Annotated in this window: 13 protein-coding genes and 1 pseudogene; 6 read left to right on the top strand and 8 right to left on the bottom strand. The window is 69.4% G+C overall.

What is annotated here, in order from left to right; all coding sequences use genetic code 11:
• The 6 genes and pseudogenes from H0X00_RS14930 to H0X00_RS14955 form a co-directional block, all read right to left on the bottom strand.
• Positions 1-234: pseudogene (locus H0X00_RS14930) on the bottom strand (hypothetical protein); the annotation flags it as partial.
• Complete coding sequence (locus tag H0X00_RS14935) at positions 231-2,126, bottom strand: ABC transporter permease (protein WP_293772426.1); 1,896 nt, start codon at positions 2,124-2,126, stop codon at positions 231-233. The pseudogene H0X00_RS14930 and the gene H0X00_RS14935, both read right to left, overlap by 4 nt.
• Positions 2,123-2,575 (bottom strand): hypothetical protein, encoded by a 453-nt coding sequence (locus H0X00_RS14940; protein ID WP_293772428.1) that lies wholly within the window; start codon positions 2,573-2,575, stop codon positions 2,123-2,125. Before H0X00_RS14940 ends, H0X00_RS14935 begins: the two co-directional genes overlap by 4 nt.
• A 90-nt stretch (positions 2,576-2,665) precedes the next feature.
• Positions 2,666-2,992 carry a hypothetical protein gene (locus tag H0X00_RS14945; protein ID WP_293772429.1) on the bottom strand — a complete coding sequence of 109 codons (327 nt, stop codon included), beginning with the start codon at positions 2,990-2,992 and terminating at the stop codon, positions 2,666-2,668.
• A gap of 10 nt (positions 2,993-3,002) precedes the next feature.
• On the bottom strand, positions 3,003-4,364 hold the full coding sequence (locus tag H0X00_RS14950; protein ID WP_293772431.1) for a hypothetical protein: 1,362 nt from the start codon (positions 4,362-4,364) through the stop codon (positions 3,003-3,005).
• 254 nt (positions 4,365-4,618) lie between these two features.
• Complete coding sequence (locus H0X00_RS14955) at positions 4,619-5,635, bottom strand: hypothetical protein (protein ID WP_293772432.1); 1,017 nt, start codon at positions 5,633-5,635, stop codon at positions 4,619-4,621.
• A gap of 55 nt (positions 5,636-5,690) precedes the next feature.
• Between H0X00_RS14955 and H0X00_RS14960 the strand changes: the two genes are divergently transcribed.
• The 4 genes from H0X00_RS14960 to H0X00_RS14975 all read left to right on the top strand — a co-directional run bounded on the left by H0X00_RS14960 (position 5,691) and on the right by H0X00_RS14975 (position 10,305).
• Positions 5,691-6,197: a nuclear transport factor 2 family protein gene (locus H0X00_RS14960; RefSeq protein ID WP_293772434.1), complete on the top strand. Its 507-nt coding sequence runs from the start codon at positions 5,691-5,693 to the stop codon at positions 6,195-6,197.
• Complete coding sequence (locus H0X00_RS14965) at positions 6,197-7,093, top strand: TIGR03619 family F420-dependent LLM class oxidoreductase (protein WP_293772436.1); 897 nt, start codon at positions 6,197-6,199, stop codon at positions 7,091-7,093. Before H0X00_RS14960 ends, H0X00_RS14965 begins: the two co-directional genes overlap by 1 nt.
• 67 nt (positions 7,094-7,160) lie before the next feature.
• On the top strand, positions 7,161-8,477 hold the full coding sequence (locus tag H0X00_RS14970; RefSeq protein ID WP_293772438.1) for a hypothetical protein: 1,317 nt from the start codon (positions 7,161-7,163) through the stop codon (positions 8,475-8,477).
• An 88-nt stretch (positions 8,478-8,565) separates the two neighbouring features.
• Positions 8,566-10,305: an L-lactate permease gene (locus H0X00_RS14975; protein ID WP_293772440.1), complete on the top strand. Its 1,740-nt coding sequence runs from the start codon at positions 8,566-8,568 to the stop codon at positions 10,303-10,305.
• 25 nt (positions 10,306-10,330) lie between these two features.
• On the opposite strand, the gene H0X00_RS14980 is transcribed toward H0X00_RS14975, so the two are convergent.
• The gene (locus tag H0X00_RS14980) at positions 10,331-10,693 is read right to left on the bottom strand and encodes a DUF5615 family PIN-like protein (RefSeq protein WP_293772441.1); all 363 of its coding nucleotides are present in this window, start codon (positions 10,691-10,693) and stop codon (positions 10,331-10,333) included.
• 3 nt (positions 10,694-10,696) lie between these two features.
• Positions 10,697-11,125, bottom strand: a complete 429-nt coding sequence (locus H0X00_RS14985; RefSeq protein WP_293772443.1) for a hypothetical protein — start codon at positions 11,123-11,125, stop codon at positions 10,697-10,699.
• A gap of 117 nt (positions 11,126-11,242) precedes the next feature.
• Between H0X00_RS14985 and H0X00_RS14990 the strand changes: the two genes are divergently transcribed.
• Positions 11,243-11,869: a DUF2461 domain-containing protein gene (locus H0X00_RS14990; RefSeq protein ID WP_293772445.1), complete on the top strand. Its 627-nt coding sequence runs from the start codon at positions 11,243-11,245 to the stop codon at positions 11,867-11,869.
• A 64-nt stretch (positions 11,870-11,933) separates the two neighbouring features.
• Positions 11,934-12,235 (top strand): response regulator (locus H0X00_RS14995; protein WP_293772446.1); only part of this gene is annotated, 302 nt, incomplete at its 3' end.

Here is a 12,235-nt window from a genome sequence, read left to right on the forward strand (position 1 = left end):
TGTGTATAAGAGACAGGCGCCGGGGTCCACCGCGCCGGGCACGACCGCGCCGGGGTCGGTGATGGCTCCGGGCACGATGGCGCCGGAGTTGTCGCGTTCGGCGTCGACCGGGCCGTACCCGTTGCCGACGGCCACGACGGCGTCGTGGTCGACGCGGTTGCCGCAGCCGGCCACCAGGGCCAGCGAGACGGCCGCGGCCGCGATCGTCGCGCGGGTGCGCTTGTGGGTGTTCACGTCGTGCTACCTCCGAGGGACAGGCGCATGCGGCGACCGGCTGGCCCCTGCGCACGGACGGCGTGCCGTTGGGCGCCGCGGGCGAGCCAGGTGTCGACTCCGCCCTGGGAAGCCGCGGCGGCGAACATCGCGCCGAGACCGAATCCGAGTTGCAGCCAGGCGGTCGCGTTCTCCTGGGTGAAGTAGAGCGGGACCACGTAGAGCAACGCGGGCGCGACGAACGCCGCGGTGATGGTGCGGCTGCCGGCGATCGCAAGGACCGCGAGCGCGAGCAGCGACTGGACGTAGTTGAAGGTGTCCTGGGTGACGCCACCGAACAGCGAGGCGTACAGCCCGCCGGAGATGCCGGCCAGGAAGCCGGAGATCGCGAAGACGATGACCCGCGAGGTGTTCACCGAGGTGCCGAGGGTGGTGAGCGCGAGGGGGGAGTCGGACATCGCTCGCAGCAGGCGGCCGAGCCGGGAACGTTCGACGGCGAGGACCGCCAACACGCCGGCGATCGCGATCGCGAGCAGCAGGTAGTAGTAGTCCTGGTCGTCGGTGAAACCGCCGGGACGCCGGGTGAGCAGCTGACCGCCGCCGAACATGTAGGACTTCGAGTACGCGAACTGCGAGAGCACGATGCCGAAGCCGAGGGTCGCCAGCGCGAGGTAGAGACCCGAGAGCCGGATCGCGGGCACGGCGACGATCAGCGCGAGCGGCAGGCACCACAGCCCACCGATCAGCAGCGCGAGAAAGAACGGCGCGCCGTTGTTCGCCGAGTGCCCGAAGCCGGCGGCACCGACCGCGGCGAAGCCGAAGTGGCACAGCGAGATCTGCCCGGAGGTGCGCACCAGCAGGTGCAGCGAGACGAAGAGCAACACCTGGGTCAGGGCGACGTTGTAGCCGGGCAGCTTCGCGCCGACCACGTGCGGGATGACGAGCAGGACGGCCAGCCCGGCGAGGAGCACGCCGGCCCGGGCCTGCGGCGGCAGGATGCTCGCCGCCGGCGGGCGGGCGCGCACCATCCGCCCGACCTCCACCAGCTTCTTGCGCGGAATCACCAGCAGACCGACGAACAGAACGAGGAACGGCACCGTGAGGCCGAGGCCCTGCAACTGCTCGTTACCGCCCGTCGCCTTGCCGGCCACGGCCTGCAGCACACCGACGACGAGACCGCCGACGAAGGCCATCGGCAGGTTGGTGAAGCGCGCGATGGTCGCGGCGCCGAAGGCCTGCACCACCAGCAGCGAGAGCACGTTGATGTCGAGCTGCGCCTGGTTCTGCGCGAACAGGATTCCCGAGACGGCCGCGAACGAGGAACCGATCATCCAGGAGGCACGGCGCACCCGGGCCGGGGCGGTACCGGACATCGAGAGCAGCTGCGGGTCATCGACCACACCGCGCATCGCGACGCCGAGGCGGGAGACCCGGAAGAAGACGAACAGGGCGACGGCCGCCACGGTGCCGGCCGCCAGCGTGATCAGGTCGTCGACGGAGACGGTGGCCTCGGCGATCGTGAACGCCTCGTCCTGGGACAGGAACGGGTTGAACACCAGCCCGATGTCGCCGAAGCCCAGGTCGAGCAGCGCGCGGATCGCGACCAGCAGGCCGACGGTGCCGACAATGCGGTTCGCCGTCGAGACCGGGGCGAGCACCACCGCGAGGCGTTCGAGCACCAACCCGGCGATCGGCCCGAAGACGAACACCACGATGAGGAACGCCAGCTGCCAGGGCATGCCCTGTTCCTGGCGCAGGCCGTAGAAGGCGTAGGCCGCCGCCGCGCACACCGCGCCGTGACCGACGTTGAACACACCCGAGGTCTTGTAGGTGAGCACCAGGCCCATCGCCGACAGGCCGTAGATGGCGCCGGTGATGATGCCGAAGACGATGAACGGCGTGTAGTCGTTCATGAGTTGCACACCCCGCAACGCCCATAGTTCGCCCTCTCCGCGGCCGGCACCGGGACGGCCTGCTTACCGCGCAGCAGCAGGCAGTCGGGGCGATGCGCCCGGGTCATCTGACCCGTCGTCACCAGCTCACCGGTGGGCGCGGCGTCGGTCTCGACCGCGGTGGCCCGGCTGCGGGTGAGCCCGAGGGCGGTGCGCTGGTCCCGGCGCAGGTCGCGAAAGCCGTGCCGCACCCGCCGCAGGCCGATCAGCACCCAGAGCCCGCCGCCCAGGACGACCAGGCCGGTGCAGAAGATGCTGCCGATCAGCCAGCCGGTCTGGTCCCGCCAGACGACCTCGTCGGTGGCGCCGAACCAGCAGCCGATGATGCCGGCTACTCCCAGGAGGGCGAGTGCACCGCAGACCGCTAGGTCCCGGCGGCGCCACGGCGAGGGGTCGCTGCGGTAGTGCACCCGACGCACCGGTGCGTCCGGGGGCACAGCGGCCCTATCGGGGACCCTCGGAATCTCTTCCGTGTGGTCGATGGTCGCGGTCAACGCTCCTCAGCCGTCCCGCTTGCCGGACTGGTTGCCCGACTGCTTGCCCATGCCGGCCGTCTCGCTCGTCATGAACGCGCGCAGGTCCTCGCCCTGGGCGGCCAGTTCGCGCCACTCGTCCCGCAGGTCGGCGGAGAGCCAGAGCACCCCGGCGACGGTGAACAACACGATCGCGGCGAGACCGCCGGAGATGATGAACGGGATCTGCTCGGCGATGTACTCCGTGTCCGAGGTGCCGAGGTAGCCGAAGATCAGCGCGATCACGCCGACGACCGCGGCGATCACCGCGCCGGCCCGGTCCCACTGGACGCGCACGTACTTCATGAGGTTCATCGCGTCACCTTCATCGAGAGCGCACTCCCAGCCAGGAGACGCCGCCGACGCTGAGCAGCCCGATGAGGGCCAGCGCCGCAACGGCGAGGTACAGGTTGTCGACGCCGAGGCCGACCTTGACCCCGGCCAGCGAGATGCTCGGGCCACCGCCCGCACTGGCTACCGGGGACAGCGGCACGGTCGGGACCGCACCGGCGTCGACCAGGGTCGGCAGGCCGGCGGCATCGACAGTGCCGGGCTCGACAGTGCCGGGCGGGACGCCGTCGGTGGTGACCGGCGGGACCGACCCGATGCCGTCGGCGATGATCGGCGAGAGGTTCACCGTCGCCAGCGCGTACGCGGTGCTCTGCGTGACGACGCTGTCGCCGGTGAAGTACGGGTTCGGGGGCGGAGCCGGGAAGGTGTACTGGAAGATGTACGCCCCGGCGATGATGCCCGTCGTCGTTTCCTGCGGGGCCTGGAAGCGCATGGTCACCCCCTGCGCCTTGAGGGCGTCCAGGACCGGGCCGGCCGGGACCTGGTACTTCGCCGCGGTGCCGTCCTGAGGCACCGTCACGACGAAGTAGCCGTCCTGGATGCCGAGGTCGGGGCCGAAGAAGGTCTGGCCGCCGCTCGGGAACGGGAACACCGGTACCTCGGTGGGCGCCTGGTTCGGCACACCGGGGATCGGCACCGGAACCGGGATCGCGCCGGGGCTCTGCTTGGGGACCGTGAAGGTCAGGCCCGGGAAGGAGATCCGGCCGATCGAGCTCGAGGAGGTCTTGGTCAGCTTGCCGGTGGCACCGTTGGCCACCACCGTCGCGAGGCTGCGGACGTCGGAGAGCGTGCCGTACGGCCCGACCTTGACGCTGTCGGCTCCGGTCGACGCGGTCGAGGTGACGTCACCCTGACGGTTCTCATCGACGCGGGCGCTCGCGCTGGCGCCGGAGCCGGGCTGGCCCGCGACCGAGCTGGCCTCGGTGGTGAAGTCGCCGCTCTCGGCGTGCAAGGCCACGCCGGGGTAGGAGACATTCTGCGGCGGTGACCCCTTCGTGCTGGAGGCGATGAACGGGTACGCCGGCGCGGTGAAGCCGAACAGGCCGGCGCCGATCCCGGGGAGGCCGGGGACGGTGTCGCCGGCGTAGGGCAGCTGGGCGCTCGCGTCGCCGATTCCGACGCTGTCCTGCCGCGCGCTCGCGGCGGGCCCGCCGCCCTCGATGTCGATGCCGGTGGGGATCGACTGGTTCGCGATGTTGAGCGTGAAGGTCTCGGTGCGGGCCGTCGCGTCGTAGCTGGCCTCGGCCCCCGCCGAGCCGGCCGGCAGCACGACCAAGCCACCCGCGCCGGCCAGAGCGGCCGCCGCGAGGGGGATGGAGAAGCGCCGAAGAGTCATACAGACCTTCCGTGGGGGACGGACGGTGATCGGTCCGGTGATCCAGATCACCAATTAGTCAAGTACGCGACCTTTGTAGCACAGACCATACAAACCGGACAGGGACTCGATCAGAGCTATGCACCGTCGTGATCCGTCAGTGATGGAGGCACCACGGACGGGTCCTGGGGGGCCGGTTTCCGGCGCCAGGAGGCCGGCGATGCTGCCTCCGAGACAAGCTCGGTACCTGACGCGGTGTCAGCCCGGGCCGCTTTTCAATCAAGGGATGTCAGAGCCAGGCCCGCGTCACGGATCCGGTGGTCGAAGGACTCCAACCAGGTCACGCCCGAGACCAGTTCACGGTCGTCGCCGAGACGGCGGGTGACGCCGAACTGCGCGTGGTAGCCGTTCCAGCGGGAGGCAGAGAACTCCGCCATGTTGTTCTCGTCCTCGCCGCGAAACTCGTACGTGTGCCCGCCGACGTCGTACTGCGCGTGCCGGATGAAGCCGCCCTCGTTGAGCACGTACCGGCCCTGCACATCACTGCTGCCGGCGGTGAGGCGGTGGTCGTCGACCACCATCGCGGCGTTGAAGCCGTCCTTGCCGACGACGATCTTCCCGTACTCGATCGACCCGTCGGAGTAGACGTTGCCGAAGATGTTCCAGGAAAGCTGGATGTCGGTGAACATCTTTGTCTCCTTCCACTCCCGGCCCGGCCGCAGGTGCACGCGGTCGAAGTAGACGAGCCCGGAGGTGGGCCGGCCCAGCACCGTGCCGGTGACCCAGTACGGGATGCTCGTGAAGAAGAGGGGCTCCTCGGCGGAGGCGGCATAGAACTGCACGCCAAGGGTCTTGATGTCGCCCTCGAGGTGGCACAGGTCGCCTTGGTCCCAGACGAAGTGATCGCCGTCGAGCTCCAGCAGGTACGGCAGGTCGCCCTCGCGGCGCGCCGATTCGGGTAGACGCAGCATCACGGGGTCCGACCACTTGCGGTACTTGTCCTCGATGGTGCGCCGGACCTCACCGCGGTAGCTGCGGGTGGTCTCCGGCGCGATGTTCATCCCGCCGCGGCCATCGGTGCGCATGACGAAGGTGCCGGTCGAGACCGAGCCGACGAACTTCTGCTCCAGGCACGTGATCGCGCCGTCCTCGCCCACGAAGAAGCCGTAGATGTACTCGATCTGCTGCTCCAGACCGAAGTGCACGGCCCCCGGCTGCAACCTCGACAGGTCGTTGACGAAGCCGCTCACGACGGTGCGGTAATTGAAGTCCCCGTAGCCGTAGTCGTCCATGACTGGATAGTTTGTACCTTGACTATTCGTCGGGCAAGGCCCGGGGGGAGGCGGCGTGGATCTGGAGGGGCGCATCGCGCGGCTGGAGGCGGTCGAGGAGATCCGCCGACTCAAGGCCCGCTACTTCCGCTGCGTGGATCGACGCGAGTGGGACGAGTTCGCGACGCTGTTCACCGACGACTTCACCCCGGACTTCGGCGAGTCGACCTCCGGCCCGGTGGACAAGGCGACCTTCGTCGCCGCTGTCGCGAACCACTTCCGCACCGGGATCTCGGTCCACCACGGGCACGAGCCGGAGATCGACGTGCTCGACGCGGAGAACGCGACCGGCCTGTGGCCGATGTACGACCTGGTCGAGTCGCCCGCCGACAGCGGCTACCGCAACCACACCGGCTGGGGTCACTACGCCGAGACCTACCGCCGGGTGGACGGCCGCTGGCTGATCGCGAGCACCCGGCTGAGCCGGATCAAGTACGTCGAGCTCCCCAAAGCCGGGGCGTCCGAGGAAGCGAGCGCTATTACCCACGCCTCGTCGGACGCTACGCAGGGGGCGGGCCGCTGATGGCCACCGTCGGGTTGTGCCTGCCGCAACTGGGGCCGGCCGTGGACGCGGGGCTGGTGCGGGAGTTCGCGCAGACCGCGGAAGGCATGGGGTTCGACCACCTCTGGGTGCAGGACCACTTCCTCTACGCCCTGACCCAGGCCGGCGAGTACGGCGGCAGCGCGACCGCGCAGCCGGAGCGCTACCAGTCGGTGTGGGCGCCGACCGAACTGCTCGGCGCGGTCGCGGCCTGGACCTCGACCATCAGGCTCGGCACCTCGGTCCTCGTCGGCGGCAACCACTACCCGGTCCAGCTCGCGCAGCGCCTGGCCACCGTCGACCGGTTGGCCGGCGGCCGGCTGGACGCGATCGGCCTCTCAGTGGGCTGGTCGGTCGAGGAGCACCGCGCGATGGGCGTCGACCCGAGGACCCGCGGCAAGCGGATGGACGAGTTCGTCCCGGCCCTACGCGCGTGCTGGGGACCGGACCCGGTCGAGCACCACGGGCCGTTCTTCGACCTCGACCCGTGCCTGATGCAGCCCAAGCCGCTCTCGCCGTTCCGGCTGATGTCGGGCATGTGGTCCGAGGCCGGCCTGGCCCGCACCGCCGCGCAGTTCGACCTGTGGAACCCCGGCTCACTGCCGATCCCGACCGTGCAGCAGATGCTCGGCACCATCAATGCGCAGCGCGCCGCGGGCCGCGCCCCGGTGGAGGTCATCTACCGGGTTGCGCTGGAGTCCACCGCCGGCAAGCGGATGACCGTTGACGAGGTCGCCGCGCGCACCGCCGAGGTCCGCGACGCCGGGATGGAAGGCGTCATCGTCGAGACCAACTTCTGCTCCGAGATCGACTCCCCCGCAGCCTGGCTCGCCATGCTCGCGAGCCTCAAGCCCGTGCTCGACGCAGCTCATTCCTGACCCCATCAGCGCACTCTCAGGGTGGATTCGCCGTGCCGGCCCGCCGCCGTCGTGGCACCCTGAACTCATGATCGTCACGCGCCGGAACCTGGGTGCGGCATTGGCCGTGCTGGCGCTGGCGGCGTGCTCGTCGAACTCGTCCGACCTGGGGTCACCGGGGCCGGCGGAGACCGCCGGCGCGGTACCGGTGGGCAGCACGGACGAGCCGGACGAATCCGACAATTCTGATTCAGTGTCACGGATCGGGCCGGAGCCCCTCGGTTCCGTGGCGCCGGGCGGACGGCCGCCGCAGGTCGTCGTGGTCGCCTTCGACGGCGCCGGCGTCGCGGTCGAGGGCACGTACCCGATGTTCCAGTTCTGGCGCGATGTCAGCCGCGAGGCGAACGCGCGCTTCACCTACTTCCTGTCCGGGCCCTACCTGCTCACGCACGACAACATCGACCGCTACACCGCACCGCAGTTGGGCACGGCGACCCAGGCGATGCCGTTCCAGGTCTCCGGGGTGCTTCCGCTGCCGGGGCAGAGCGAGCGGGACGCGGTCCGCTACGAGCTCGGGCAACTGCGGGACGCGCACGCCGAGGGCAGCGAGATCGGCACCCACTTCAACGGGCACATCTGCGGGGACGAGAAGGGCTCGGTCGAGCGGTTCAGCGCCGCGGACTGGGAGGCCGAACTTGAGCAGTTCCGCTCGATGGTCGACAACGCCAACACCAACAACGACATCTCCCCGGCGGTCGAACTCGGCTTCACCAGCGACGACGTGGTGGGCGGGCGCACCCCGTGCCTACAGGGCAACTACAAGGCGCTGTACCCGGTACTGGAGGAGCACGGCTTCCTCTACGACACCAGCCCGACGCCCGACGCGTCCGAGCCGACGCTGTGGCCGCAGCGCGGCTGGTCCGAGACCGGCCCGACCTCGCTGTGGGTCTTCCCGCTCGCCTACGTCCCCTCGTACGGGACGCACAAGCGCATCCTCGCGATGGACTACAACCTCTGCTTCCAGCAGGAGGGCTGCAAGACCAAGACCGTGTACCCGACCGAGACCACCGACATCTGGGGCCAGCAGGCCTTGGACACCTACCGGCAGTACTTCCAGACCAACTACACCGGCCGCCGCGCGCCGGTGCTGATCGGCAACCACTTCTCGAACTGGCACAACGGCGCCTACACCGCGGCGCTCTCGGCGTTCGTGACCGAGACCTGCACCAAGCCCGAGGTCCGCTGCGTCAGCTACCGCGAGCTGGCCGAGTGGCTGAACACCACGCCGGCGGACCAGTTGGCCGCCTGGCGCCTTGGCGAGTTCGACAAATTTCCCGACCCGGACCCGCCCGCGTACGGCGACCCGGTCCCCGGCGCCGCCCGCCCGCAGGCCGTCACCAACTGACGGACCGTCGGCTGGGCCCTAGCCCTCCGGGTTAGGCCGTTGGTATGTTCCGCGCCATCCCACCGGCCCCCGGGCACTGGAGCGCGGCATGTTGCTGGCGACCTACCAACCTGACATCCGGTCGATCAACGATTCGCTGACCGCCTCCGCGCTGACCGCGGCGCTGCCGTTGGCGACGTTGTTCTTCATGCTCGGCGTGCTGCGGGTAACGGCCTGGATCTCGGGCCTGGTCGCGCTGGGGGTCGCCTGGGTCGTCGCGATCGGCGGCTTCGACATGCCCGTCGACCAGGCCGCAGCAGTGAGCACCTGGGGTGCGGGGTTCGGGTTCTTCCCGATCATGTGGATCGTCATCAGCGCGATCTGGGTCTACAACATGACCGTCGCGACCGGGCACTTCGACGTGCTCCGGCGATCCTTCGCGACGATCAGCGACGACATGCGGATCCAGGCGATCGTCATCGCCTTCTGCTTCGGCGCCCTGATGGAGGCGCTCGCCGGCTTCGGTACCCCGGTCGCGATCAGCGCGGTCATGCTGATCGCTCTGGGCTTCCAGCCGATGAAGGCGGCGACGCTCGCGCTGGTGGCGAACACCGCACCGGTCGCGTTCGGGGCGCTCGCGACGCCCGTCGTGACGCTGTCGAAAGTGACGGCCCCGGCCAACACGGACCCGGCGCTGGCCGACCACTTCACCGAGGACCACCTCGGCGCGCTCATCGGCCACCAGACCCCCGTGCTCGCCGTCTTCATCCCGCTGGTTCTCGTCGTGATCGTGGACGGCAAGCGCGGGCTGCGGCAGTGCTGGCTCCCGGCAGTGGTCGGTGGCATCGCCTTCGCGGTGGCGCAGTGGCTGACCTCGACCTACTTCTCCGTGCAACTCACCGACGTCGTCGCGGCGTTGGTCAGCGCCCTCGCGATCGTGGTGCTCCTGCGCGTGTGGCGCCCGGTGGAGACCTACAGCGATCTCGCAGAGGAGCCCGACGCCGAGACCGAGCGAACCATTAGGCGTGACACGCCTAATGGTTCGGGGCGGTCGCCGTTGAGTCGTCCTACCGGCGACGACGGCGGGGTCGCCGTGGTCACCGACACCCGGGCCGACATCGCGCGGGCCTACGCGCCCTACCTGGTGATCATCGCGATCTTCAGCATCTTCCAGATCGACGGGGTCAAGAAGGAGATGCTCTCCGAGCCCTGGACCTACCTGTTCCAGTGGCCCGGCCTCGACCTGGTCACCGCGAGCGGGAAGCCTCCGGCCGATTACACCTTCAACTGGTTCGCGGCCGCCGGGACGCTGACGATCATCGCGGGACTGATCACAATGCCGATCATCGGCATCAAGCCGACGGCGGCAGTTCAGGCCTACGTCAAGACCTACAAGCAGCTGTGGCCGGCCATCGTCACCGTGATGGCGGTGCTCGCGCTGGCCTACGTCATGAACAACTCCGGGCAGACCGGTGCGCTGGGCAACTGGCTCGCGGACTCCGGCGACGGCTTCGCGCTGATCTCGCCGATCCTCGGCTGGCTCGGCGTCGCGGTGACCGGGTCCGACACGTCCTCGAACTCGCTGTTCGGAGCATTGCAGGTGACGGCGGGTCAGGGCGCCGGGCTCGATCCGGCGTTGATGGCGGCGTCGAACTCCTCCGGCGGCGTGCTCGGCAAGATGATCTCGCCGCAGAACCTCGCGATCGCCGCGGGCGCGGTCGGGCTGACCGGTCGCGAGGGCGACATCTTCCGCAAGGTCGTGGGCTGGAGTCTGTTGCTCCTCGTCGGCATGTGCGTGCTGGTGTTCCTGCAGACCAACGTCCTGGAATGGATGCTGCCGTCGCCGTGACAGGCCCCGTGTCCGGTCGAAGGACTCAGGCCCCCGAGCCAGCTGACGGCGTTTCAGGATCTGCCAGTGGCTCAGGCCAGTGGAGCCCGCGGTACGGATCCGGATTCGTGCGGGCCCAGGCGTCGATCAGGTCAGCCAACGCCGCGGCCCTAGGGCGAGCGGTGAGCTTGGACTTCCGGACGCAGAACACGACAAACTCGGGGACTGCTGCGAAGTCCGCGACGTTCTCTGTCACGATCACACGTCCGTCGGCCAGTGCGGCCGCGATGATCTGAGTGTCCGGACGTGATCCGAGACCAAGATCGAACACGTGCAGGGCGTCGTGGCCACGCTCCCGCAGGAGCGGACACACAGCGGCCGGGAACATCTCGTCAATCAGGATCCGCACGGATCAGGAGCCCATCAGGTCGGCCCGTTCCATGGCTAGGCGTTCAGCCTTGTCCGCAGCTTCATCGTTCGCCCGAACCCGGGCGTCGATCGACTCGCGGTGGAGGGCGGCGAAGTCGATGGCCGTGCGGATGTGCCGGGGGTGGAGGTTGAACTGCTCGGCCAGATCAGCGACGCGTTCTTCGTCCGATCCGGTGGTGTAGCGGAGCGCCGAGATGATCTCCCAGATGTCCGCCCCGACGGCCAGGCCCGCGCGGCGTCCGCTCGGGCCGTCGCGGAAGACGATGCCCGGGTGCTGGGTCGTGGTGAGCCCCTCGTCGATGAGGCGTTCCAACAGCGCGCGCTCGGTGATGCCCTCGGCCCGAGCATGGGCCGCGAGTCGGTCCTTCAGGTCGGGATCCAGGCGGTACGAGGTGGCCCGGGATGCCGACATTGCTGCCTCCAACCCTGATGTACCGCGAGTGTAATACATCGTCACCTCGGGCGGCCTGGGTTTGTTGCGAGGCATCGCATCACCCGCAACCGACGGCGGGTCCCTAAAGTTCGCCGCGTGAGTTTCTCCGGCATCCCCACCGCGGCCCTCGACTTCTACGACGACCTCGAGGCCGATAACTCCAAGTCGTTCTGGACCGCCCACAAGGCGGTCTACGACGAGTCGGTGCGCGGGCCGATGGAGGCTCTGGCCGCCGCGGTGGCCAAGGACTTCGGTGAGGGCAAGTTGTTCCGCCCCTACCGCGACGTCCGCTTCGCCAAGGACAAGACGCCGTACAAGACCCACCAGGGCGTGTGGTTCGAGGAGTCGCGGGTCTACGTCCAGGTCTCCGCGGCCGGACTGTTCGTGGCGGCGGGCTACTGGCGTACCGAGACCGCGCAGGTCGAACGGCTGCGCCGGGCCGTCGCTCACGACCTGCACGGCCCGGCCCTGGAGAAGGCTGTCGCCGCGGTGACCAAGAAGGGCTTCCGGATCGGCGGTGACCAGCTGACCCGGGTGCCGAAGGGGTTCGACAAGGACCACCCCCGCGAGGGTCTGTTGCGGCACAAGACCCTGACCGCGGCCAAGGAACTCGGCTTCCCGGACTGGTTGTCCACCCCCAAGGCCAAGGCCGAGGTGGTCAAGGCGTGGAAGGCGATGAGTCCCCTCGTGGAGTGGCTGGACCAGCACGTCGGCCCGGCCTGAATCTCCACCGTTCCTTCACACTTCCCGCCGACGAGCGCCACACCCGCGGCCTACTGTCGTGAGCATGGGTCAGCGCAAGGTGCTCGTCGTCGATGACGACCCCACCATTGCCGACTCGGTGGCGGCCCGGCTGCGGGCGGAGGGTTTCGACGTCGTGACCGCCGCGGACGGGCCCGGCGCGGTCGATCGCGCCCGCCGGGACCGTCCGGATCTGGTCGTGCTCGACGTGATGCTGCCCGGCTTCGACGGCCTCGAGGTGTGCCGCCGGATCCAGGCCGACCGTCCGGTTCCGATCCTGATGCTCACCGCCCGCGCGGACGAGACCGACCTGCTCGTCGGGCTCGGCGTCGGGGCCGACGACTCCTG

Origin of the sequence: Sporichthya sp. (assembly GCF_013815995.1) — a bacterium.
Taxonomy (GTDB): domain Bacteria; phylum Actinomycetota; class Actinomycetes; order Sporichthyales; family Sporichthyaceae; genus Sporichthya.

What these genes read in the sequence shown, in the direction of transcription:
- H0X00_RS14935 (WP_293772426.1), bottom strand. Translation starts at nt 2,126, where the DNA reads ATGAACGACTACACGCCGTTCATCGTCTTCGGCATCATCACCGGCGCC.
- H0X00_RS14945 (WP_293772429.1), bottom strand. Translation starts at nt 2,992, where the DNA reads ATGAACCTCATGAAGTACGTGCGCGTCCAGTGGGACCGGGCCGGCGCG.
- H0X00_RS14950 (WP_293772431.1), bottom strand. Translation starts at nt 4,364, where the DNA reads ATGACTCTTCGGCGCTTCTCCATCCCCCTCGCGGCGGCCGCTCTGGCC.
- H0X00_RS14955 (WP_293772432.1), bottom strand. Translation starts at nt 5,635, where the DNA reads ATGGACGACTACGGCTACGGGGACTTCAATTACCGCACCGTCGTGAGC.
- H0X00_RS14965 (WP_293772436.1), top strand. Translation starts at nt 6,197, where the DNA reads ATGGCCACCGTCGGGTTGTGCCTGCCGCAACTGGGGCCGGCCGTGGAC.
- H0X00_RS14970 (WP_293772438.1), top strand. Translation starts at nt 7,161, where the DNA reads ATGATCGTCACGCGCCGGAACCTGGGTGCGGCATTGGCCGTGCTGGCG.
- H0X00_RS14975 (WP_293772440.1), top strand. Translation starts at nt 8,566, where the DNA reads ATGTTGCTGGCGACCTACCAACCTGACATCCGGTCGATCAACGATTCG.
- H0X00_RS14985 (WP_293772443.1), bottom strand. Translation starts at nt 11,125, where the DNA reads ATGTCGGCATCCCGGGCCACCTCGTACCGCCTGGATCCCGACCTGAAG.